The sequence below is a fragment of the Bradyrhizobium sp. LA6.8 genome, from assembly GCF_040547935.1.
Lineage (GTDB): Bacteria > Pseudomonadota > Alphaproteobacteria > Rhizobiales > Xanthobacteraceae > Bradyrhizobium > Bradyrhizobium barranii.
The window spans coordinates 513761-535524 of the sequence record NZ_JBEPQQ010000006.1; the positions used below are offsets into that span (position 1 = coordinate 513761).

Below are 21764 nucleotides of genomic sequence, written 5' to 3' on the forward strand. Positions count from 1 at the left end.
AAGTCGGGCCGACAGGTGAGGGACTTAAGGTATGAGCGACATCGTCACGGCGGGCATTCTGGTCATCGGGGATGAAATCCTGTCCGGCCGCACCAAGGACAAGAATATCGGCTTCATCGCCGAATACCTGACCAATATCGGCATCGACCTGAAGGAAGTCCGGGTCGTCTCCGACGACGAGGACGACATCATCGCGGCGTTGGATGCACTGCGGCATCGCTACGCCTATGTCTTCACCACCGGCGGCATCGGGCCAACCCATGACGACATCACCGCCGACAGCGTCGCCAAGGCGTTCGGCGTCGGCATCGACCACCATCCGGAGGTCGTCGCCCGCTTCCGCGAGCGCTGGAGCGAGCAGGACCTCAACGAGGCCCGCCTGCGCATGGCCCGCATCCCCGATGGCGCCGAGCTGATCCAGAGCGCGACCATCCTCGCCCCCGGCTTCAAGATCGGCAACGTCATCGTGATGGCCGGCGTGCCCTCGATCATGCAGGCGATGATGGACATCGTCTCGCCCAAGCTGAAGTCGGGCGTGCGCATGCTGTCCGAATCGGTCCGCGCCAATGCGCGCGAAGGTGACATCGGCAGCCCGCTGCGCGCGATCGCCGCCGCCCATCCCGACACCATCATCGGCAGCTATCCGTTCATGGACGAAGATCAGAAGCCGAACACCAATCTGGTGGTGCGCTCGCGCGACGCGGACAAGCTGGCAGCGGCGATGGCGGCGGTGAAGGAAATGCTGGCGGGATTGAACATCACCCGGTAGCAGAATGGCTGCCGGATGAAGATTGGCAGGAGACAACAATGGCTGGCGAAGCACCGGAACTGAGCGCGCAGGAGCGGGCCGGCAAGGCCTTTCCTGTTTCGTGGGACCAGTTCCACCGCGACTGCCGGGCGCTGACCTGGCGGCTCAACGAGGTCGGCCCGTTCCACGCCGTCATCGCGATCACCCGCGGCGGGCTGGTGCCGGCCGCGATCGTGGCGCGCGAGCTCGGTGTCCGCATCATCGATACGGTCTGCATCGCCAGCTACGACCACGACAAGCAGGGCGAGCTCCAGGTCCTCAAGGGCATGTCCGAGGCGGCGATGAAGCTCGGCGGCGGCACGGGCAAGGGACTTCTGATCGTCGACGACCTCGTCGACACCGGCAAGACCGGCAGGCTGGTGCGCGACATGCTGCCCGATGCGCATTTCGCGACCGTCTACGCCAAGCCGAAGGGACGCCCGCTGGTCGACACCTTCATCACGGAAGTCTCGCAGGACACCTGGATCTTCTTCCCCTGGGACACCGCGCTGTCCTACCACCCGCCGCTGCGCGACGGCGCGGCGTGAGTGAAGCGACGAAGCAATCCAGACGACTTCCGCAGACGCATTTCTGGATTGCCTCGCTTCGCTCGCAATGACAGGTGGAGGTGGCCATGCCCCTGCAAAACCGTGTCACGCCGACCGGCGACATCATCGCCACGCCGCACCGTGGCCTGTTCACCGGCAATCGCGGCATCATCCATGATCCCGCGACCAGGACGCTGCTCAAGAAGCGGTGGTCGTCGCCGGCCTGGCTCACCTGTGTTTGCGAATTCCGCGGCCGCCGTCGCGAGGTGATGACGACGCATAGCTGGACCGAGCTGTTCTTCCTCGACGAGGCCACCGCGCTCGCCGCCGGCCATCGCCCCTGCTTCTACTGCCGCCGTGACGACGCCAATCGCTTCCGGGCCGCGTGGGAGAAGGGCAACCGCGTCCGTGACGTTCGCATGCACGATATCGACACGGTGCTGCACCACGAGCGGCTCGATCACGGCAAGAAGCGGCTTCACGCGCTGCTGGTGCCGCTCGAGCAGCTTCCAGACGGCGCGATGCTGCAGCAGGGCGAGGAAAGCTTTCTACTGATGCGGGGCGGGACGCTGTTGTGGTCGACGGCGGGTTATGTTGAAGGCGCGCGAGAGCTTGACGATGCGCAGTTGCTGACCCCGCCATCGACGTTGCGCGCGATGAGCGCCGGCTATGAGGTCACACTGCACCCCAGCGCACACCGCGCCTGACCGTCCCCGCAAGGGGGAGGGAACGCAGCGAGCGTGTGGCTATTTCAGCGGCCGCCCTTGCTCATCCACCGTCGTCCGCGCATCGCGCAGCGCCCATTCGCGCATGATCTGGCGGCAGCGGGTGAGCTCAGCCTCGGTTGCCGTACCCGTATCCTTCGACGCACGCTCGACCATGGCCTTGCAATTCAGCAGCACGGAGCGATCCTCCGCGCGCGCCGCCAACGTGATCGCCGCAAGAGCCGTAACGACGAGTGCCGTTCGGAGCACCATCACCCCAGCTTCTCGCGCGCCAGCGCGGCACCGGCGCCGAGCGCCATCAGCTTGGCCTCGGCGATCTCCCGCCGCATCGGCGCCATGCCGCAATTGGTGGTGGCGATGATGTTGCTCTTGGGAACGAACTTCGACACCGCGTCGATCACCTGCACGACGTCCTCGGCGGTCTCTACCGTGTCGCTGGCGACGTCGATCACGCCGGCCTGCACGATCTTGGTCTTGAGCAGCGCGAGCAGGTCGAGCGGCACCTTCGAATTGCGGCACTCGATCGCGACCTGCTGGATCGGGCTTGCGTCGATCGCCGGAAAGATCTGCTCGTACTGCCGCCACTGCGCGCCGAGCGTCTCCTTCCAGTCGGTGTTGGCCTTGATGCCGTAGCCGTAGCAGATGTGCACGGCGGTGGCGCAGGTCAGCCCCTGCGCGGCACGCTCCAGCACCTTGATGCCCCAGTCGTTGACCTCGTCCATGTAGACGTTGAAGGCGGGCTCGTCGAACTGCACGAGATCGACGCCGTCGGCCTGCAATGCCTTGGCTTCCTCGTTGAGGAGATCGGCGAAGGCAAAGGCCATCTTGACGCGATCACCGTAGTAGCGGTCCGCAATCGTGTCGATGATGGTCATCGGGCCGGGCAGGGTGAACTTCAGCTTCTTTTTCGTATGCGTGCGCGCCACGCGCGCCTCGTCGGCATGAACGCGACCTTTGAGCTGAAGCGGCGCGACCACCTGCGGCACCATTGCCTTGTAGCGGTCCTTGCGGATGCCCATCTCGACCTTGTGGGCGAAGTCGATGCCGTCGATCTTCTCCAGGAAGCCGTGCACGAAATGCTGGCGGGCCTGCTCGCCCTCGGTGACGATGTCGATGCCCGCATCCTCCTGGACCTTGACGGCGAGCATCGTCGCATCGCGCTTGGCGCGGAGAAGCTCGGCGCCTTGCGACTTCCAGGGCGCCCACAGCATGTTGGGCTCGGCAAGCCATTCGGGTTTCGGCAAGGAGCCGGCGATCGTGGTTGGAAACAGCATGGCGGCTCTCCCGGCAGGTTGTGTTGCGCCCCTTCCTGCCATGTCTTAACGTCAAGGTACAGAACAACAAAAGTCGCTCTCTATTCCATTGGCGACGACAGGGAAGGGCGATGATCGACCTCTATTATGCGCCGACGCCGAACGGCTGGAAAATCTCGATCATGCTGGAGGAACTCGGGCTCCCCTATGACGCGAAGCCCGTCAATATCCGCGCCGGCGAGCAGTTCAGCCCCGAATTTCTGGCGGTCTCCCCCAACAATCGCATTCCCGCGATCGTCGACCACGCACCCGCCGACGGCGGTGCGCCGTTCTCGGCGTTCGAGACCGGTGCAATCCTGATTTACCTCGCGGAAAAGACCGGCCGCTTCCTGGCCGGCGATCTGCGCGGCCGCTCGACGACCATCCAGTGGGTGATGTGGCAGATGGCGGGCCTCGGGCCGATGCTCGGCCAGCACGGCCATTTCGCGCTCTATGCTGCTGAAAAGATCCCTTATGCGATTGAGCGTTACCGCGACGAGGCCGCGCGGCTCTATGGCGTGCTCGACCGGCAGTTGGCCAAGACCGGCGCCTATGTCGCCGGCGACTATTCCATCGCGGACATCGCCTGCTTCCCCTGGACCATGACCCACAAGGCGCAGGGCTTTACGCTCGACGACTATCCGAACGTGAAACACTGGTACGCCGAGGTGCGCGCACGGCCGCAGGTGCAGGCGGGGCTTGCGATCGGCAAGTTCGTGAAGGAGCCGTTCGACGAGGAATCACGCAAGATCATGTTCGGCCAGCGTGCCAAGGAAGTGCTGGGAAAGAAGTAGGCTGCTCGCCCCATCGTCATTGCGAGGAGCGAAGCAACGAAGCAATCCAGACTGGTTCCGCGGAAAGATTCTGGATTGCTTCGCTTCCGCCGTCGCTCTTCGAGCTATGGCGGACAAGTCGCTCGCAATGACGGGGATAGAGCACGACAAACAAGACGCAAAGGAAACGCCATGATTGAATTCTTCTTCGACTGTTCCAGCCCCTGGACCTACCTCGCCTTCCACAACATCCAGCCGCTGGCAAAGGAGCTGGGGGCCGAGATCATCTGGCGGCCGATCCTGGTCGGCGGCATCTTCAACACGGTCAATCCGAGCGTCTACGCGCAGCGCGAGACGCCGGTGCCGCTGAAGGCGCGCTACATGAAAAAAGACCTCGCCGACTGGTCGCGCTCGGCCGGCCTCGCGATCAAGATGCCGCCGACGGTGTTCCCGGTGAACAGCGTGAAGGTCATGCGCGGCTGCATCTGGCTGGGGAAAGACATGGTGCCGTTCGCCACTGCCGTGTTCGAGACCTATTGGGGCGGCGACAAGGACATCTCGCAGGACGCCGTGCTCGCCGAGATCTGCAGGAAGGTCGGTGTCGACGAGCAGAAGTTCTTTGCCGGCATCTCCGAGCAGGCAATCAAGGACCAGCTCAAGGCCAACACGGAAGAGGTCGTGGCACGCGGCGGCTTCGGCTCACCGACGATCTTCGTGGGCAAGACCGACATGTACTTCGGCAACGACCGCCTGCCGCTGATCCGCGAGGCGCTCGAACGCAGCAAGGCGAGTGCGGCCTGATGGTGCGGGCTGTCGTCTGCCGCGAACTCGGCGCGCCCGAGACGTTGCGGCTGGAGGAGTTTCCGTCGCGCGCCGTCAAACCGGGTGAGGTGCGCGTTGCGATCCGCGCCGCCGGATTGAACTTTCCGGACGTGCTGATGGCGGCCGGCGAATATCAGCTCAAGCCGGAGCTGCCGTTCACGCCCGGCATGGAGGCCGCCGGCGACGTCACCGAGGTGGGCGCAGAGGCAAGCGGCGTGTCCGTCGGCGACAAGGTCATCGTGAAGATGCGCCATGGCGCCTTCACCGACGAAGCGGTGGTGATGCCGACGCAGCTAACGCCGATGCCGTCGACGTTCGACTACGCGGAAGCTGCGACCTATCTCGCCGGCCACGGCACCGCCTATCACGCGCTGATCGATCGCGGCCGGGTCATGCCGGGCGAGGTGTTGCTGGTGCATGGCGCCGGCGGCGGCGTGGGGCTTGCCGCAGTCGAGATCGGCAAGATGCTGGGCGCGACCGTGATCGCGACGGCCTCCAGCGACGAGAAGCTCGCCATCGCGAAATCGCGCGGCGCCGATCATCTCGTGCGCTACGATCGCGAACCGTTTCGCGATGCCGTCAAGCGCATCACCGATGGCCGTGGCTCCGACGTCGTGTTCGATCCCGTCGGCGGCGAGGTGTTCGAGAACTCGATGCGCTGCATTGCCTGGGGCGCACGGCTGCTGGTGATCGGCTTTACCGGCGGCATCGGCTCGGCGAAGACAAACCTGCTGCTGATCAAGGGCGCCAGCGTGCTCGGCGTGCGTGCGGGTGAGGCGGTACGGAAGAATCCCGCGCTCGGCGAGGTGCGCCTGAAGGCGCTGCTGCAATGGGCGGAAGAAGGCAAGCTGCGCCCGAATGTCTCGCACCGCCTGCCGCTGCAGGATTATGCCAAAGCGATGCGGCTGTTGATCGACCGCAAGGCGATCGGGCGGGTGGCGCTGGTGATGGAGTGACGGTGCCGTAGGGTGGGCAAAGCGAAGCGTGCCCACCATTCTGGTTTCGATTGCTGATAGATGGTGGGCACGGCGCAAGAGCGCCTTTGCCCACCCTACGATCCCTCTACTTATACTCCCGCTCGCTCCACCACGGAAAATAATCCGGCATATCGCTCGACACCTTGTTCTTGAACTGCGCCGGACGCTTCTCCAGGAATGACACCACGCCTTCCCTAACGTCGTCCGAGCGGCCGCGCGTATAGATGCCACGGCTGTCGACCTTGTGGGCTTCCATGGGATCGTCCGCACCCATCATGCGCCACATCATCTGGCGGATCAGGGCGACCGACACCGGCGCGGTCTTGGCGGCGAATTCCTTGGCGAGCGCACGGGCGGTCGGCAAGAGATCATCGGGGGCTACGACCTTGCTGACGAGACGCCCCGCGAGCGCTTCCTGGGCCGGGAAGACGCGGCCGGAATAGCACCATTCCAGCGCCTGCGAGATGCCGACGATGCGCGGCAGGAACCAGCTCGAGGCGGCCTCCGGCACGATGCCACGCTGGGAGAACACGAAGCCGAAGCGGGCGGCATCCGAGGCAATGCGGATGTCCATCGCGAGTTGCATGGTGACGCCGATGCCGACGGCAGGGCCGTTCACGGCGGCGATGACGGGCTTCAGACACTTGAAGATGCGCAGCGTCACCTGGCCGCCGCCGTCGCGCACCTGCGGATCGCTGTAGTCGACCTTGCCGTCCGCGAAACGCTTGACCGGGCCGCGCCGCGCATCGCGATCGAAGGTATCCGCACCCGAGGAGAGATCAGCGCCCGCGCAAAAACCGCGGCCGGCGCCGGTGACGATGATGGCGCGGACGTCGTCGTCCTTGTCGGCGGCGTCGAACGCGTCGATCAGCTCGGCCTGCATCTGCGCGTTGAAGGCGTTGAGCTTGTCGGGCCGGTTCAGCGTGATGGTGAGGATCTGCTCGGCGACCTCGTACTTGATGGTCTCATACGCCATGGTGGTTTCCTTCCTCATCTTAAGTGCGATCTCAATGAGACGAGACGCATGGTCGCCGTTGTCCGTCTTGCGCGGACTGGGCATGCGAGCAGTACAAGAACGTGGATGGCCGGGACAAGCCAGGCCATGACGGAATGCCTACTTTGCCGGCGGGCTCGGCCAGGGCTTCTGTGCGCTGCGCAAGCCCTCGAACGCCTTGGCCATGCCGAGCACGCCGATATCGTCGAAGCGGCGGCCGACGATCTGCACGCCGATGGGAAAGCCGTTGGCGTCGAAGCCGCCGTTGATGGAAACCGCGGGGTTTTCCGACATATTCCACGGCACGGTATAGCAGATGTGCTCGAACGGCCGCATCGGATCGTTGGTGGGTGAAGCCCAGTCCGCCGCATAGTTCACGTTCGGCGCGGTCGGCGAGATTACATAGTCGAGCTCGCAGAATAGTTTTGAAGCGGCCGCCCGGATCGCCATGGTCTGGTTGAAGCCGCGAATGACATCCACACCCGAGAGCTTTGCGCCGGACGCGCCCCATTTGAAGATGTAGGGCAGCACCTTTGCCTGTTCGGCCGGCGTCAGTTTTGACAGATCGTCCCACATCCGCGCGCGCCAGAAATTGTCGAGGCCGTCGAGCATCTCGCGGGTCAAAATGCCGTCGACCTCGGTGACGACGCTACCTGCGGATTCGAACGCCTTTGCGGCTTTCACCGCGACATCGCGGACCGGCCTTTCTGCCGGCAGGCCGACGCCGGCATCGAGCATCAGGCCGATGCGCAGTTTGCGCGGGGATTTCTCCAGGCCCTTCCAGTTGAGAGGCTCGGCGGGCAGGCTCATGCCGTCGCGCCGGTCGGGCTTTGCAACCACGCTCATCATCAGCGCGCAATCGTCGACCGTGCGGGTCATGGGACCGGCGACACGGCCGACATAGGTCGGGTCGATCGGCACGCGGCCAAAACTCGGTTTCAGGCCCACGAGACCGCACCAGCCCGCAGGCAGGCGGACCGAGCCGCCGATATCGGTGCCGAGATGCAAGGGGCCATAGCCGGCCGCAGCAGCGGCGCCTGCGCCCGCGCTGGAGCCGCCGGGATTCTTGGAGAGGTCCCAGGGATTGCGCGCCAGCGCATGGAAGCTGGAGAGTCCCGAGGACAGCATGCCGTAATCGGGCATGGTGGTTTTTGCGAAGATGATCGCACCGGCCTCGCGCAGGCGCGCAGCGGGCGGAGCGTCCTTCTCGGCCGGGACGAGCTTCACGCTCGCAGCGCCGAGCGGGACGGGCACGCCCTTGGTCGCGATGTTGTCCTTCACCGTCACAGGCACGCCGTCGAGCGCGCCGGAAGGTTCGCCCCCGCTCCAGCGCGCGGTCGAGGCCTTCGCGGCCTCGCGCGCGCTGTCGGGATCGAACGCGTAGAGCGCCTTGAGATGCGGTTCCCACGCAGCGACGTGCGCAAGCACGTCCTCCAGCACCTCGCTCGGCGAGAACTGCTTGGCCCGATAGCCCGCGATCAGATCGACCGCGGAGAGATCGTGCAGCGAGGTGACGGCCTCTTCGACGCTCTTTTTGTGCATTGCTAACCTACCGGCATGCGCGTTTCGATGATCCGGGCGAACATGCTGGCGCCGATCGGCAGGATCTTGTCGTCGAGCACGAAGCCGGGATTGTGCACGGGCACCGAGCCGTCGTGGCCGATCCAGAAATAGGCGCCGGGAATGGTTTGCAGCATGTCGGCGAAATCCTCGCTGCCCATCTTCGGCTGGGCGCGGGTGATCACGTTGGCGGGGTTGACGACGGTGCGCGCGACCTCCTCGACCACCTTGGACTGCTCGACCTGGTTGACCAGCACGCCGAAAGTGTCGCGGATGTCGGCTTCGATCACGCACTGATAGGCGCTCGCGATGCCGGCGCAGATCGTGCGGATGCGTTCGGCGATCAGGGCGCGGACTTCATCCGAGAAGGTGCGGATGGTGCCGCAGAGATGGGCCTCGCCGGGGATGACGTTGTAGGCGGAACCGGCGTGAATCTGCGTGATCGAGATGACGGCGGCCTGCAGCGGCTCGACGTTGCGGCTGACGATGGTCTGGATCGCCTGCGCCAGCGTGGTCGCGATGATCACCGCGTCTTTGGAGCGTTCGGGCATCGCGCCATGCGCGCCGTAGCCGGTGATGCGCAGGTCGAAGAAGTCGGCGCTGGCCATCGCGGGGCCGGGCAGGATCGCGATCTCGCCGAGGTTGAGGTCGGGCGCGTTGTGCAGGCCGTAGAGCTCGTCGCAGGGAAACTTCTCGAACAGGCCGTCCTTGATCATCGCGCGAGCGCCACCAAGGCCTTCCTCGGCCGGCTGGAAGATCAGGTGCACGGTGCCGTCGAAATTTTTGGTCTCGGCGAGGTAGCGCGCGGTGCCGAGCAGCATGGTGGTGTGGCCGTCATGGCCGCAGCCGTGGAAGCGGCCGGGGATTTTCGAACTCCATTTCAGATTGGTGTTCTCTTCCATCGGCAATGCGTCCATGTCGGCACGAAGCCCGATGCGCTTGCTGCCCGAACCCTTGCCCTTGATGACGCCGATCACGCCGGTGCCGCCGAGACCGCGGTGCACCTCGATGCCCCAGCTCTTCAGCTTGTCGGCGACGATGCCGGAGGTGCGCACTTCCTCGAAGCCGATCTCGGGATGGGCGTGAAGGTCGCGCCTGATAGCGGTGAGTTCGTCGGCAAAGCCGTCGATGCGCTCGATCGTGGGCATGTGTTCCTGTCCGGTTAGCGTGATGGGGGCGTGAAAACGGGGCCGTTCGGCTTGATGCGGATGCCCGGCCGCAGGCGCGTCCAGGGCAGGGTGGCTGTGTCGGCCGGCATCGCGCCGGGCGCGGCGCAGATCATCAGCTTTTCCGCGATCGGCTCGAAATCGGCGCGGAAATGCACCGAGCTCTTGTTGACCAGAATCTTCTGCGCAGTCGGCTCGATGCCGACATAGCGGTACATCGCCTGATCGGCGAGCTGCGCCTTGTGCGAGGAGACGACGATGCGGACGTCACCGATGCGCAGGCATGCGGAGGGACCCATCTCCATCTCGCGGCCACCGTAGTAGGGGCCGGGCGCGATGAAGCGGCCGTCGGAGAGCTTTTCGACAATGAAGGTCTCGCGATAGGGCTCGTCGCCGGGAATGCCGGACTTGCCACCGAGCGACAGCGTCACGGTGGCGCCGACGCCGGCCGCATGCGCGGCTTTGGCCGAGACCGGGTCGTAGATCGCGCCGGTCGCGGCGCTCGCCTTGTTGCGCACCAGTGCGCGCAACATGCCGGTGGTGTCGGAATCGCCGCCGGCGCCGGGATTGTCCTGGGTGTCGGCGATGATGATCGGCTTGCTCGCGCCCTTGGCGAGTTCCATCGCATGGCGCACGCCGTCGTCGGGCGACCAGATCTTGCCGTCGAAATCGTCCTCGTGGCTTTCGATCAGTTTGACGATCGCATCGGCCGCGCGGTCGGCATCGGCCTGCGTCTTGCCATAGGCGAACACGCTCGGGCCGCAGTCGCGGAAGTCTGCGGCGGGGAAGCCGGGCGCGAAGGACAGCGTCGGAACGGCGTCGCTCTCGAGCGCGGCAAGTTTTTCGTAGATGCCCTTGGTGGGAAAGTCATTGGTGCATTGCCAGCTGATCGCGATCAAGAACGGCAATTGGCGAAACGACTTTGCAAAGCGCTGCCTGGTCTGCAGCAGCAGGGCGAGGTGCCTTGCGGAGGCGCGGCCGGTCTCGGCCATGTCGACATGCGGATAGGTGCGGTAGGCGATCAGCGCGTCCGCGTGTTCCATCATCTCGGGCGTGACGTTGGCGTGCAGGTCGAGGCTGGCAACGAGCGGAACGTCCTTGCCTATGACGCGGCGCACGCGCGCCAAAATCTCTCCTTCGCCGTCGTCGAGATGCTCGGTCACCATCGCGCCATGCAGGTCGAGATAGACCGCATCGAGCGGGCCGGCGGCGGCGATACCGTCGACCATCACCTTCACGATACGTTCGAAGGCGTCCCTGGTGACATGCGCCGACGGACTTGCGCCGCAGGCGATCGTCGGAATGAGGTTCCAGCCATTCGCTTCGGCGCTGTCGACGAAGCCGGCGAGGCCGACATTGATGCGGCGCATCACCTTCAATACGTCGGCGCCTTCCGTCATGGCCGGCCAGCCGCCGCCATGCTGGAAGTCCGCGAAAGTCGCCTTCGTCGGGGCGAACGTGTTGGTCTCGTGCAGGAAGCCGCCGACGGCGATACGTGTCATTAATTCTGGTCCAGCGTTTGAAAGTGCGCGACGTTAGCCTTGGCTTCGAGGCGGGGGCAAGCGAGGAGCCCATGCCGCCGCGCATGGCTTTAAGTCATTTTCGAATGATGATGGTCGCTACCCGTCATTGCGAGCGAAGCGAAGCAATCCAGACCGTCTCCGCAGAGGGACTCTGGATTGCTTCGCTCCGCTCGCAATGACGAGTGGACAAACCTAAGCCGTCGCCGCGACGCCTTCCGACACCGGCCTGAAGTTCGCAAAATCCCAGCCGCGGCCCGGTGCGGCCTCCAGCAGCGCCCTGGTGTAGGCTTCCTTCGGATGCGTCAGCACCTCGGCGGCAAGGCCCTGTTCGACGACACGGCCGTGCTGCATCACCACGACCTCGTCGCAGATCTGGGCTGCGACGCGCAGATCGTGGGTGATGAACAGGATGGCGATGCCGAGCCGATTTTGGATCTCGTCGAGCAGTTCCAGCACCTGCGCCTGAACCGAGACGTCGAGTGCCGAGACCGCTTCGTCCGCGACCAGCACGTCGGGGTCGAGCGCGAGCGCACGCGCAATGGCGATGCGCTGGCGCTGGCCGCCGGAGAATTGGTGCGGATAGCGCGTCACTGCGTCCGCGGGCAGGCCGACGAGCTCGAGCAGTTCGCGCGCCCGCTTCATCGCATCGGCATGCGAGGTGCCGTAATTGATCGGGCCTTCCGCGATGCTCTCGCCGACGGTAATGCGCGGGTTAAGCGAGCGATAGGGATCCTGGAACACGATCTGGATCTTCTGCCGATGCGGCTGGAGCAGGCGGCGCGAGATGTCGGCGATCTCGCGGCCGGCGAGACGCACGCCGCCGGAGGTCGGATCGATCAGGCGCACGATGCACCGCGCGACGGTGGACTTGCCCGAGCCGCTCTCGCCGACGATGCCGAGCGTGCGGCCCTTGCGCAGCGTCAGCGTGACCTTGTCGGCGGCGACGACCTCGCGGCCTTTGCCGAAGAAGGCGCGCTCCTTATAGACCTTGCCGAGCTCGTTGGCCTCCAGCACCACCGGCTCCTTGGTCTCGGGCCGCGCCGCGCGCGGCACCAGGCTCGGCACCGCAGAAAGCAAATTGCGGGTGTACTCCATGGTCGGGTTGCGCAGCACGGTCTCGAGCGGACCGGTCTCGACCAGCCGGCCCTGCCGCATCACGGCGACGCGGTCGGCGATCTCGGCAACCACGCCCATGTCGTGGGTGATGAACAGGACGGCCGTGCCGTGATCGCGCTGGAGGTCGCGGATCAGCGTCAAGATCTGCTTCTGCGTGGTGACGTCGAGCGCGGTGGTCGGCTCGTCGGCGATCAGCAGCTTCGGTTCCAGCACCAGCGCCATCGCGATCATGATGCGCTGGCGCTGGCCGCCGGACAGGCGATGCGGATAGGAAGCGAAGATGCGCTCGACCTGGGGCAGGCGGACCTGCTCCATCATGTCGAGGATGCGCTTCTTCCGCGCCTTGGCGTCGAGATCGGTGTGGGCGCGCAGCACTTCGTCGATCTGGCGGCCGACCGGCACCACCGGATTGAGCGCGGTCATCGGCTCCTGGAAGATCATCGCCATCTGCGTCGCGCGGAGCTGGCGCAGGCGGCGATCGGTCGCGGTGAGAATCTCTTCGCCGACCAGCTTGACGCTGCCGCCGGTCGGAACCAGCGTGCCCTTCGGCAGCAGGCCCATCGTCGTGAGCGAGGTCACCGACTTGCCCGAGCCGCTTTCGCCGACGAGACACAGTGTTTCGCCCTTGTGCACCTGGATCGAGATGCCGTCGATGATGTTGGCGCCCTTCGGCTTCTTGCCGACGGAGACGACGAGATTGTTGATGTCGAGAACTGGGTTGGTCATCACTTGATCCGTCATCACTTGCCCTCCCGCTGCTTCATGCGGGGATCGAGGGCGTCGCGGGCGGCGTCGCCGATCAAATTGATGCTGAGGATGGCGATCGAGAGCAGCAGGCCTGGCCAGAAGATCAGCGTCGGCTTGAGCTGAAAATACTGGCGGCCCTCGGCCATGATGTTGCCCCAGGTCGGCGTCTCCGGCGAGATGCCGGCGCCGAGGAAGGAGAGGATGGCCTCGGTCAAGATCGCGGAGGCGCAGACATAGGTGCCCTGGACGATCAGCGGTGCGATCGTGTTCGGCATCAGATGGCGCCACATGATCTTTGGCAAACTGGAGCCGACCGAGATCGCAGCCTCGACGTAAGGCTCCTCACGCGCGGACAGCACGACCGAGCGCACCAGGCGTGCCACGCGCGGTATTTCGGGGATGGTGATCGCGACCAGCACGGTCCAGATGCTGGCGCCGGACAGCGACACCACGGCGATCGCGAGCAGGATGCTCGGCATCGCCATGAGGCCGTCCATGACGCGCATCAGGACGGCATCGACCAGCTTGAAGAAGCCGGAGACCAGGCCGATCGCAAGGCCGATGACGATCGACAGGATCGCCGAGCCGATGCCGATCAGGAGCGAGATGCGGCCGCCATAGATGACGCGCGACAAGAGGTCACGGCCATAGGCGTCGGTGCCGAGCAGGAATTGCGCCGAGGCCGGCTTCAGCCGCTGCGAGGGCGCAAGCTGGACCGGATCGTGCGGCGCGATCAGCGGCGCCAGGATCGAGACCAGCACGATCAGCGCGAGCAAGATCGTGGCCGCCGCGATGATCGGCGTCGAGGTGAGGAACCCGAAACGCGGCCGCAATGGCGACGTGATCGGAATGGACGACTGGGGAAGGCTATCGACGGACATTTTTGTTGCTATCCTTAGCCCTAGTACCGGATCCGGGGATCGAGCAGCGTGTAGGCGACGTCGATCAGGAGATTGACGACGACATAGATCAGCGACGTCAGCAGGATCATCGCCTGGATGACTGGGTAGTCGCGCGCCAGCACCGCGTCCACCGTGAGGCGGCCGATGCCGGGGATGTTGAACACGCTCTCGGTGACAACGACGCCGGAGATCAGCAGCGCAAAGCCGGTGCCGATCACGGTGATGACGGGCACCGCGGCATTGCGCAGCGCATGGCGCATCATCACGGCGACCTCGTTGATGCCCTTGGCGCGGGCGGTGCGGACGTAGTCCTCACCAAGCACGTCGAGCATCGCCGCGCGCGTCATGCGCGCGATCAGCGCGATGTAGATGAAGGAGAGCGCGCAGGTCGGCAGGATGATGCGTTCGAAGAACGGTCCAAAGCCGTTGAAGATGCTGCGGAAGCCCTGCACCGGCACCCAGCGCAGGTCGATCGCGAAGACCTCGATCAGGAGATAGCCGACCACGAACACCGGCACGGAGAAGCCGAGCACGGAAAGGCCCATCACGAAACGGTCGATCCAGGTGCCGTGCTTCCACGCCGCGATGACGCCCAGGGGCACGGCGACGATGACGGCGAGAATGATTGTCGAGAGCGCGATCGAGATCGACGGTTCGACGCGCTGGCTGATCATCTTCATGACTGGCAGGTTGGAGATCAGCGACGTCCCGAGATCGCCGTGCAGCAGCTTGTTCACCCAGGTGATGAATTGCACGATCAGCGGCTCGTTGAGGCCGAGCGAGTCGCGGATGCGTTCCAGCCGTTCCGGCGTCGCGTTGTCGCCGGCGAGAATGGCGGCGGGATCGCCCGGCGTCAGCCGCAGCAGCAGGAAGACGAACAGCGCGACGACGCCCATCACGGGCACCGCGGCCAGAACGCGGCGAATGAGATAACCTAGCATGCACCTATCTCCGGCTGCGGAACTTGTGGGGCCGAGAGGCCCCCGTGGAATCGGTTCTGTCTATCATGCACGCCTGTCACTCGGGCTGGAAAGCCGGCCGGAGAAGCCGACCTTTCGGGGCAAATTGTGTGCCAAGGGCAGGGCGGTCGCAAGAGGCCGCCGAGCCTCCGATATCGGCCACTCAGGATGCATGGCGGAACTCGCGCTCAACCCTGAGTGAGGGTGCGGTCGGCGGTGCGTTGAGCCCGCGCCAGCCGTCGATGGTCCCGGCAATCATCTGCGCGGTCGCCGCCGACAAGGTCCAGCCGAGATGGCCGTGGCCGGTGTTGAAGAACACGCCCGGCATCCGTCCTGCGCGCACCACGGGCATCATGTTCGGCATCATCGGCCGCAGCCCGGCCCAGGGCACGACCTTGGACGTTTCGACGCCGGGGAAGTTGCTGCGCACCCAGTCGACCAGCGGCTGCACGCGGTCGGCGCGGATGTCGCGGTTGAAGTCGTTGAATTCGGCGGTGCCTGCGACGCGGAAACGATCGGCGCCGAGCCGGCTGGTGACGATCTTGGCGGCTTCGTCGAGCAGGCTCACGGTCGGCGTCGCATTGCGGCTTGCGGCAGTGTCGAGCTGAACGGTGATCGAATAGCCCTTCACCGGATAGACGTTGACGCGCTCGTCGAGGAGGGCGGCGAAGTGGCGGCTGGCCACACCGGCGCAGACCACGACGCCATCAGCCTTCAGCATGCCGCGCGCGGATGCGACAGCATCACTGGCCGAAAGATCAGCCCAGCCGATGACAAAGCCGCCACCTGCCTGGGCAATGGAATCGATGTTGGCTTCGTGGATAAAGGTCGCGCCGCGCCGCTTGCAGGCTTCCGCAAGTCCGCGCGTGAACTTGTGGATATCGCCGGTCGCATCCGACGGCGTGTAGAAGCCGCCAAAATAGTCCTTGCGCAGCGTCGGCTCGATGGCGCGGATCTCCTCCGGCGTCACCGGGCGGCGATCGAGCCCGCCTTCCTTCAGCAGCGCATTGACCTGCAGGCCGGATTCAAAACCCTTCTTGTCGTGATAGATGTGCAGGATGCCGCGGCGTTCGAGATCGAAGTCGATGCCTTCGCGCTCCGCGATCTCGAACAGATGCTTGCGGGCTTCGATCGCGAGCCGCGTGGTCTGGACCGTGTTGGCGCGGTAGTTGCCGATATTGGCGACGAACTCGCTCATCCATGAATATTTGTGCCAGTTCGGCCGCGGGTTCATCAGCAGCGGCGCATCGCGCCGGAACATCCAGCGCAGGCCTTTCAGGATCGTGGCGGTGCTGTTCCAGACTTCGGCATTGCTGGCGGAGAGCTGTCCGCCATTGGCGAAGGACGTCTCCATCGCGGCGTAGCGGTGCTTGTCGAGCACCGTCACCTTGTATCCGCGTTCGAGCAGGGCATAGGCGGTCGTTACGCCGGTGATGCCGGCGCCGATGATGGCGATATGGGTCATGGCAGGTTCGGGGCTCCCGTGAGTTAGAGTCGGCTAACCGCCGGCCAAAGGCCGTTGGCGGCGCCCCATCTGTCACGGTTACCTGAGAGCTTGATCCGTTGCGGACCTCGGCGAGGTCAGCTCCGGACTATCCCCTTCGGTGGACGTCACGATCCCAAGATCGCGCCGCCTCTCTCCAGATCGTCCTGACGATACGGTCCTTTTGCCTGAGAGTTTCCGGGGCGGTTGCTCCGTCGGCGCCGCAACGAAAGCCTGAACTCTCGTTGCGATCTCTCCCGCATCGTCGCGTGGACAATCGAGCAGTACGATGCGCCTCATTTTTAGACAAGGCTAAATTTAAACCGCGACTGCCAACGCATTGTGCAGTGCGAAGGCTGCGTCGTCAGTCGAGCGTCGCCAGCAAGCCGGCCATCAGGCGCCCGCGTTCAACCAAGCTCTCGACCTCGATGAACTCCTCGAGCGTGTGGCCGTTGCCGCCGCGCACGCCGAGGCCGTCGAGCGTCGGGATGCCCATCGCGCCGGTAAAGTTGCCGTCGGAGCCGCCGCCGGAGCTCGCATGCGGCAGCTCAGTGCCGAGCGATTTGGCGATGCCGCGCGCCTTTTCATAAAGCGCCATGGTGCCGGCATCGGGCTCCCATACGGGGCGCGTGACGCCGCGCGTCACCTTGAACGTGACATCATTGGACGTGCCCGACAGCGCCAGCATCCGCTCGACGCCGCGGTCGAGATCGGCCTGGCGCTTGGCCATGGACAGCGCCTCGCCGGTGGCCGTCGTGGCAACGCAATTGACCCATTGTCCGCCGTGCACGACGCCGACAGAGAAGGTGCAGTCCTCCGTCGTCATCGCGTCGATGGCGAGGATCTGCCGCGCCATCTCGCGGATCGCCGAGCGTCCGGCCGACAATGTCGCGCCGGCATGGCTCGGCCGGCCCGTCGCTTCCAGATTGAAACGCGCGATGGCGTAACGTCCGGTGGTGACACCGTTGTCGGCGCGGCCCGGTTCGGGCACCAGCACATATTTGTTGCGCGCGGCTTCCGCCTCGATGAGGTCTCGCGTCGAGGGCGTGCCGACTTCCTCGTCGGGCGTAAACAGCACGGTGATCGGCAGCGGCGTGGTGAAGGAAGCGCGTGCCAGCTGCCGGATCGCTTCCAGCGAGAGATAGTTGCCGCCCTTCATGTCGTAGATGCCGGGGCCGTAGCACTTGTTGCCCTCGCGCCGCCATTTCAGCTTCTCGATGGTGCCGACCGGGTGGACGGTATCCATGTGGCCGGCGATCAGGATGCCCGGCTCGCCCTGTTTCGGATGCGGAAAGCGCGCGCGGATCACGCCGCCGAAGCCCTGTCGGCCGCCGATGCGTTCGATCGTCGCACCCATGATCGCCATATCCCGCGCTGCGATATCGAGCATGCGGTTGACGGCACCCGCGTCCCAGGTCGGGCTCTCGCATTCCACCCAGGTGCGCAGGCCCTCAAGCATCGCCTCGGAATCGAAGGGAAGATTGGCTGGATTCATCTTAATGTCTCTCAAGCTTCGAAAGATGGAACGCGCATTGCATTGGCGCGGACGGGACTGGCGGAAAGCGTTGTAGAGCCAAACCGATCTTTGTGGAGCCCGTGGGCGCGCCGCTTGGGGCTGCAGCGAAACCGGATTGACGCGCTCAACACTGTCTGCAAGTCTCGAAAGACAAAGGCATCGCATGAGGTTAGTTCGCCTAAAGAACGAACCGAATGCTCAACCAATAACCTGCCTTTGAACAGTTTCACGTCAGGAGAAACTTTTATGTTGAGCTTGATGCGCCGGGGGCGTCGCGCGTTCGCCTCCACACTTGCGCTATCGGTCGTTGCGCTTTCGACGGCGATGGCCTCGCCGGTACTTGCCGCCGCCAGCAAGACCATCACCGCGGTGATGCATTCGGATCTGCGCATCATCGATCCGATTTTCACCACCGCCTACATCACGCGTGACCATGGCTACATGGTCTACGACACGCTGATCGCGACGGACTCGAATTTCAAGATCCAGCCGCAGATGGCGGACTGGAAGATCTCCGACGACAAGCTCACCTACACCTTCACGCTGCGCGACGGCCTGAAGTGGCACGACGGTACGCCGGTGACGGCGGAAGACTGCGCCGCTTCGCTGAAGCGCTGGGCCGCGGTCGACGGCATGGGCCAGCAGATGATGCAGTTTACTGCGAGCATCGAGGCGACCGACCCCAAGACGATCACGCTGAAGCTGAAGGAGCCCTACGGCCTCGTGCTCGAATCCATCGGCAAGCCGTCCTCGCGCGTCGCCTTCATGATGCCGAAGCGTCTCGCCGAAACGCCGCCGGACAAGCAGATCCCCGAGCAGATCGGCTCGGGTCCGTTCAAGTTCGTGCAGGGTGAATTCCAGCCCGGCGTGAAGGCGGTGTACGTCAAGAACACCGACTACGTGCCGCGCAAGGAGGCGTCGAGCTGGACTGCCGGAGGCAAGGTGGTCAAGGTTGATCGCGTCGAATGGATCACCATGCCGGATGCGCAGACCGCAGTGAACGCGCTGCAATCGGGCGACATCGACTTCATGGAAGTGCCGCCGTGGGATCTGCTGCCCGTCCTTGAAGGCAATGCCGACCTCAAGACCGAGACGCTGAACAAGTTCGGCTACCAGACCCTTGGGCGCATGAACTTCCTCTATCCGCCCTTCGACAATCCGAAGATCCGCCGTGCCGCACTTCTGGCGATGAACCAGAAGGACGTGCTCGACGCGCTCGTCGGCAATCCCCAATACTACAAGATCTGCGGTGCGTTCTTCATCTGCGATACGCCGTTCGCGACCGACGTCGGCTCGGAATCGCTGGTCAAGGGCAACGGCATGGCCGAAGCCAAGAAGGCGCTCGCCGAGTCCGGCTATGACGGCACGCCCGTCGTGGTCATGGTGCCCGGCGACGTCGTGACGCTGAAGGCGCAGCCGACGGTCGCGGTGCAGTTGCTCCGCGAGGCCGGCTTCAAGGTCGACGCGCAGGCGACCGACTGGCAGACGGTGGTCAGCCGGCGCGCCAGCCAGAAGCCTCCGAAGGAGGGCGGCTGGAACATGTTCTTCACCAACTGGGTCAGCGCCGACGTGTCCAACCCGATCGCCAATCTGTCGATCGGCGGCCAGGGCAAGAAGGGCTGGTTCGGCTGGGCGGAAAACGCCAAGATCGAGAAGCTCAAGGACGATTTCGTCCGCGCCGCCTCGCTCGACGATCAGAAGAAGATCGCGACCGAGATCCAGAAGGAAGCCTATGACCAGGTGATCTACGTGCCGCTCGGCCAGTATCTGGCGCCGAGCGCGTGGCGGAAGTCGCTCACCGGCGTGCTCGATGGCCCGGCGACGCCGGTGTTCTGGAACATCGACAAGACCGAGTAAGGCCAAGTCCGGGTAAGGGAAGGTGCATCTCGCACCTTCGGTCCGATCGTTACGCGGCGTCGCTGTCATCAGCGGCGCCGTTTTCGTTTGTCAGCCTCGCGTCAGCTTTTAACTCTTCCAGTGTCCAATCATTGCTATTTGTTTCTGACTTGAAATAGATATGCGCAGTTCGCACATCACTTCCTTCCTGCATTTGAGTCCCGTGTCGATTGATTTTACGTTTCGGGCGATGGCCGAGCGGTCCGATCGCGCGCCGGCGCGATGGCGGCGGCCTTTCCTGCGCTGGCTCGACGGCGTCGAGACGGGTTGGGCCGTTCCGCTTCTCATTGTGTGCTTCGTCGCGCTCTGGACGATCTATCTGGCCGTCGCCTATGCCGGCAGCGGCCTGCACCCTGATACCCTCGAGGCCTGGACGCTCGGGCGCCGTTTCGCGTGGGGCTACCACAAGCATCCGCCGCTGATGGGCTGGGTTACGGCGGTGTGGACCTCCGTTTTCCCGCTCAGCAACTGGTCGCTGCAATTGATGGCGATGGCCAATGCCGGGCTCGCCCTGTTTTTCGTCGACCGGATCGCACGGCAGTTCGTGACCGGGCACAAACGCATTCTGGTGCTGCTGCTCCTGATGCTGACGCCGGCCTATCAATTCCACGCCCAGCGCTTCAATGCCAATGCGGTGCTGCTTGCGCTCTGGCCGCTCGCGACCTGGTGTTTTCTGCGCGCGTTCGAGACCCGCAGCACGGCCTGGGCGGTCGCCGTAGGATGCACGACGGCGCTGGCGATGGTCGGCAAATATTATTCAGTCTTCCTCGTGGCGAGCTTTGCATTTGCCGCACTGGCTCATCCCGCGCGCCGCGCCTATTTCACGTCCGCTTCGCCGTGGATATCGGTCGTGGTCGGGCTCGCGGTGTTGTCGCCGCATATCTACTGGCTCGCGACGACGGGGGCGTCGGCCTTCACCTACGCGATGGCGCACGCCAACGGCAACTTCGTGAGCTCACTCGGCGAGGTGCAGAACTTCCTGCTCGGACTCGTGGCGGCCATCAGCGTATCGGCCGTCTTCTGGGTGATCATCGCCGGCACACGGCTGAAACAATTTGCTGCCGACTTCGCCGCGATGAGTTCCGGCCTGCGGCTTCTTTTTTACGTTGCGATCGGCACGATCGTACTGCCGGTCCTGACGTCGCTGGCGATGGGCACCGATCTGCCGTCGCTATGGGCGTTGCAAGGGCTGTTCCTGTTCGTCGTGCTGATCGTTTGCGGCACGCGCTACCCGATCGAAAGATTCTACACCGTCAATGTCACGGTCATCACCGCAATCGTTGGGCTCGCCGCTGTCTTCGTCGCCGCCCCGATTCACGCCGTCTATCGCAACAATCACGGCTACGAAGAGGGCCGGAATTTCTACGCGCAGGTAGCCAATGAGATCACCCGGGAATGGCACGAGCTGACCGGGGAACCGCTCAGCGCCGTCAGTGGCGACGATTCGCTGGCCTTTGCGACCGCGTTCTACAGTCCGGACCATCCGTATTACGCGCGGCCGTTCGAATTTCAGTACACGTGGGGCATGCCGCGAAGGACGACATTGGATCGCGGCTGGGCCGCGCTCTGTTTCAGCGGCCAGGATTATTGCGGCAGGTGGATGGAGTCCGTGTCCGCGCGCGCCGAGCATTTCGTCAAGCGCCAGTTCACCGTGCAGGCGACGCTATGGGGCAGGCCCGGCCTGACTCGAGACGTGGTCGTGCTGATCGTGCCACCGCGAACGAGCAGCGCGACGCCCGAGAGCGCCGCGCAGGACTTCAGCGCCAGCAGGCGCCCGACGGACTAGGCTTTGCGCTCAGCAGTGGCTGTCGCGGATTCGCTCGAGGCCTTCGCTCGCGAAGGGGGGAGTGAACGCAGTTCGGTCGGCGCCCGGCGTCGGGCGCTCCGTTTCCGCCCGATCCGGGGTGGTGTTGTCTTCGCGATGTTCCGGTTCCATGAGGCGGCCTTTCGAATTGCTGCAGTACAACATCGACGCGGC

Annotated in this window: 19 protein-coding genes and 2 riboswitches; of the genes, 8 read left to right on the forward strand and 11 right to left on the reverse strand. The window is 64.6% G+C overall.

The genetic code is table 11. From position 1 onward, the window contains the following. The first annotated feature begins 31 nt into the window (after positions 1-31). The 3 genes from ABIA90_RS28935 (at position 32) to ABIA90_RS28945 (ending at position 2042) form a co-directional block, all read left to right on the forward strand. Positions 32-769: a competence/damage-inducible protein A gene (locus ABIA90_RS28935; protein ID WP_166091725.1), complete on the forward strand. Its 738-nt coding sequence runs from the start codon at positions 32-34 to the stop codon at positions 767-769. A gap of 38 nt (positions 770-807) precedes the next feature. Further along, positions 808-1335, forward strand: a complete 528-nt coding sequence (gene gpt, locus ABIA90_RS28940) for a xanthine phosphoribosyltransferase (RefSeq protein ID WP_028150009.1) — start codon at positions 808-810, stop codon at positions 1333-1335. Positions 1336-1421: 86 nt separating this feature from the next. Next, positions 1422-2042: a hypothetical protein gene (locus ABIA90_RS28945; protein WP_247309483.1), complete on the forward strand. Its 621-nt coding sequence runs from the start codon at positions 1422-1424 to the stop codon at positions 2040-2042. Positions 2043-2081: 39 nt separating this feature from the next. Here the strand turns inward: ABIA90_RS28945 and ABIA90_RS28950 are convergent, their stop codons facing one another. Further along, a complete protein-coding gene (locus ABIA90_RS28950) occupies positions 2082-2312 on the reverse strand; it encodes a hypothetical protein (protein ID WP_354120545.1) in 231 nt (76 codons plus the stop codon). Further along, positions 2312-3334: a methionine synthase gene (locus ABIA90_RS28955; protein WP_354120544.1), complete on the reverse strand. Its 1023-nt coding sequence runs from the start codon at positions 3332-3334 to the stop codon at positions 2312-2314. Before ABIA90_RS28955 ends, ABIA90_RS28950 begins: the two co-directional genes overlap by 1 nt. A 110-nt stretch (positions 3335-3444) precedes the next feature. Between ABIA90_RS28955 and ABIA90_RS28960 the strand changes: the two genes are divergently transcribed. The 3 genes from ABIA90_RS28960 to ABIA90_RS28970 all read left to right on the forward strand — a co-directional run bounded on the left by ABIA90_RS28960 (position 3445) and on the right by ABIA90_RS28970 (position 5903). Next, entirely contained in the window at positions 3445-4146 is a 702-nt protein-coding gene (locus tag ABIA90_RS28960) for a glutathione S-transferase N-terminal domain-containing protein (RefSeq protein WP_354120543.1), read from the forward strand. Between the two features lie 171 nt (positions 4147-4317). Further along, on the forward strand, positions 4318-4926 hold the full coding sequence (locus ABIA90_RS28965; RefSeq protein WP_063982457.1) for a 2-hydroxychromene-2-carboxylate isomerase: 609 nt from the start codon (positions 4318-4320) through the stop codon (positions 4924-4926). Beyond that, complete coding sequence (locus ABIA90_RS28970; protein ID WP_354120542.1) at positions 4926-5903, forward strand: NADPH:quinone oxidoreductase family protein; 978 nt, start codon at positions 4926-4928, stop codon at positions 5901-5903. Before ABIA90_RS28965 ends, ABIA90_RS28970 begins: the two co-directional genes overlap by 1 nt. A gap of 106 nt (positions 5904-6009) precedes the next feature. On the opposite strand, the gene ABIA90_RS28975 is transcribed toward ABIA90_RS28970, so the two are convergent. From ABIA90_RS28975 to ABIA90_RS29015, 9 genes are all read right to left on the reverse strand, one after another. Continuing rightward, a complete protein-coding gene (locus ABIA90_RS28975; protein WP_028150016.1) occupies positions 6010-6900 on the reverse strand; it encodes a crotonase/enoyl-CoA hydratase family protein in 891 nt (296 codons plus the stop codon). A gap of 138 nt (positions 6901-7038) precedes the next feature. After that, positions 7039-8460, reverse strand: coding sequence for an amidase (locus ABIA90_RS28980; RefSeq protein WP_354120541.1), 1422 nt, complete (start codon positions 8458-8460; stop codon positions 7039-7041). A gap of 2 nt (positions 8461-8462) precedes the next feature. Then, positions 8463-9626, reverse strand: a complete 1164-nt coding sequence (locus tag ABIA90_RS28985) for a M20 aminoacylase family protein (protein ID WP_063982461.1) — start codon at positions 9624-9626, stop codon at positions 8463-8465. A gap of 14 nt (positions 9627-9640) precedes the next feature. Further along, positions 9641-11146, reverse strand: coding sequence for a M81 family metallopeptidase (locus ABIA90_RS28990; RefSeq protein WP_354120540.1), 1506 nt, complete (start codon positions 11144-11146; stop codon positions 9641-9643). Positions 11147-11359: 213 nt separating this feature from the next. Beyond that, positions 11360-13009, reverse strand: coding sequence for an ABC transporter ATP-binding protein (locus ABIA90_RS28995; RefSeq protein ID WP_028170190.1), 1650 nt, complete (start codon positions 13007-13009; stop codon positions 11360-11362). A 14-nt stretch (positions 13010-13023) separates the two neighbouring features. Next, positions 13024-13911 (reverse strand): ABC transporter permease, encoded by an 888-nt coding sequence (locus tag ABIA90_RS29000; protein ID WP_028150021.1) that lies wholly within the window; start codon positions 13909-13911, stop codon positions 13024-13026. A 20-nt stretch (positions 13912-13931) separates the two neighbouring features. Beyond that, positions 13932-14873: an ABC transporter permease gene (locus tag ABIA90_RS29005; protein ID WP_014494267.1), complete on the reverse strand. Its 942-nt coding sequence runs from the start codon at positions 14871-14873 to the stop codon at positions 13932-13934. Positions 14874-15054: 181 nt separating this feature from the next. Further along, positions 15055-16356, reverse strand: a complete 1302-nt coding sequence (locus tag ABIA90_RS29010) for a D-amino acid dehydrogenase (RefSeq protein ID WP_247309500.1) — start codon at positions 16354-16356, stop codon at positions 15055-15057. A 67-nt stretch (positions 16357-16423) separates the two neighbouring features. Continuing rightward, a riboswitch (glycine riboswitch) is annotated at positions 16424-16537 on the reverse strand. A gap of 3 nt (positions 16538-16540) precedes the next feature. Continuing rightward, a riboswitch (glycine riboswitch) is annotated at positions 16541-16644 on the reverse strand. A 94-nt stretch (positions 16645-16738) separates the two neighbouring features. Next, positions 16739-17869: a M20/M25/M40 family metallo-hydrolase gene (locus ABIA90_RS29015; RefSeq protein ID WP_354120539.1), complete on the reverse strand. Its 1131-nt coding sequence runs from the start codon at positions 17867-17869 to the stop codon at positions 16739-16741. 267 nt (positions 17870-18136) lie between these two features. On the opposite strand from ABIA90_RS29015, the gene ABIA90_RS29020 reads away from it, so the two are divergent. Together ABIA90_RS29020 and ABIA90_RS29025 are read left to right on the forward strand one after the other, a co-directional pair. After that, positions 18137-19747, forward strand: a complete 1611-nt coding sequence (locus ABIA90_RS29020) for an ABC transporter substrate-binding protein (protein WP_354120538.1) — start codon at positions 18137-18139, stop codon at positions 19745-19747. Between the two features lie 229 nt (positions 19748-19976). Beyond that, positions 19977-21572, forward strand: coding sequence for a glycosyltransferase family 39 protein (locus tag ABIA90_RS29025; protein WP_354120537.1), 1596 nt, complete (start codon positions 19977-19979; stop codon positions 21570-21572). Positions 21573-21764 lie beyond the last annotated feature (192 nt).

Excerpts from the sequence above, each read along its gene's own strand:
- ABIA90_RS28935 (WP_166091725.1), top strand. The coding sequence starts at position 32 with ATGAGCGACATCGTCACGGCGGGCATTCTGGTCATCGGGGATGAAATC.
- gpt (WP_028150009.1), top strand. The coding sequence starts at position 808 with ATGGCTGGCGAAGCACCGGAACTGAGCGCGCAGGAGCGGGCCGGCAAG.
- ABIA90_RS28945 (WP_247309483.1), top strand. The coding sequence starts at position 1,422 with ATGCCCCTGCAAAACCGTGTCACGCCGACCGGCGACATCATCGCCACG.
- ABIA90_RS28950 (WP_354120545.1), bottom strand. The coding sequence starts at position 2,312 with ATGGTGCTCCGAACGGCACTCGTCGTTACGGCTCTTGCGGCGATCACG.
- ABIA90_RS28955 (WP_354120544.1), bottom strand. The coding sequence starts at position 3,334 with ATGCTGTTTCCAACCACGATCGCCGGCTCCTTGCCGAAACCCGAATGG.
- ABIA90_RS28960 (WP_354120543.1), top strand. The coding sequence starts at position 3,445 with ATGATCGACCTCTATTATGCGCCGACGCCGAACGGCTGGAAAATCTCG.
- ABIA90_RS28965 (WP_063982457.1), top strand. The coding sequence starts at position 4,318 with ATGATTGAATTCTTCTTCGACTGTTCCAGCCCCTGGACCTACCTCGCC.
- ABIA90_RS28970 (WP_354120542.1), top strand. The coding sequence starts at position 4,926 with ATGGTGCGGGCTGTCGTCTGCCGCGAACTCGGCGCGCCCGAGACGTTG.
- ABIA90_RS28975 (WP_028150016.1), bottom strand. The coding sequence starts at position 6,900 with ATGGCGTATGAGACCATCAAGTACGAGGTCGCCGAGCAGATCCTCACC.
- ABIA90_RS28980 (WP_354120541.1), bottom strand. The coding sequence starts at position 8,460 with ATGCACAAAAAGAGCGTCGAAGAGGCCGTCACCTCGCTGCACGATCTC.
- ABIA90_RS28985 (WP_063982461.1), bottom strand. The coding sequence starts at position 9,626 with ATGCCCACGATCGAGCGCATCGACGGCTTTGCCGACGAACTCACCGCT.
- ABIA90_RS28990 (WP_354120540.1), bottom strand. The coding sequence starts at position 11,146 with ATGACACGTATCGCCGTCGGCGGCTTCCTGCACGAGACCAACACGTTC.
- ABIA90_RS28995 (WP_028170190.1), bottom strand. The coding sequence starts at position 13,009 with ATGACCAACCCAGTTCTCGACATCAACAATCTCGTCGTCTCCGTCGGC.
- ABIA90_RS29000 (WP_028150021.1), bottom strand. The coding sequence starts at position 13,911 with ATGTCCGTCGATAGCCTTCCCCAGTCGTCCATTCCGATCACGTCGCCA.
- ABIA90_RS29005 (WP_014494267.1), bottom strand. The coding sequence starts at position 14,873 with ATGCTAGGTTATCTCATTCGCCGCGTTCTGGCCGCGGTGCCCGTGATG.
- ABIA90_RS29010 (WP_247309500.1), bottom strand. The coding sequence starts at position 16,356 with ATGACCCATATCGCCATCATCGGCGCCGGCATCACCGGCGTAACGACC.
- ABIA90_RS29015 (WP_354120539.1), bottom strand. The coding sequence starts at position 17,869 with ATGAATCCAGCCAATCTTCCCTTCGATTCCGAGGCGATGCTTGAGGGC.
- ABIA90_RS29020 (WP_354120538.1), top strand. The coding sequence starts at position 18,137 with ATGTTGAGCTTGATGCGCCGGGGGCGTCGCGCGTTCGCCTCCACACTT.
- ABIA90_RS29025 (WP_354120537.1), top strand. The coding sequence starts at position 19,977 with ATGGCCGAGCGGTCCGATCGCGCGCCGGCGCGATGGCGGCGGCCTTTC.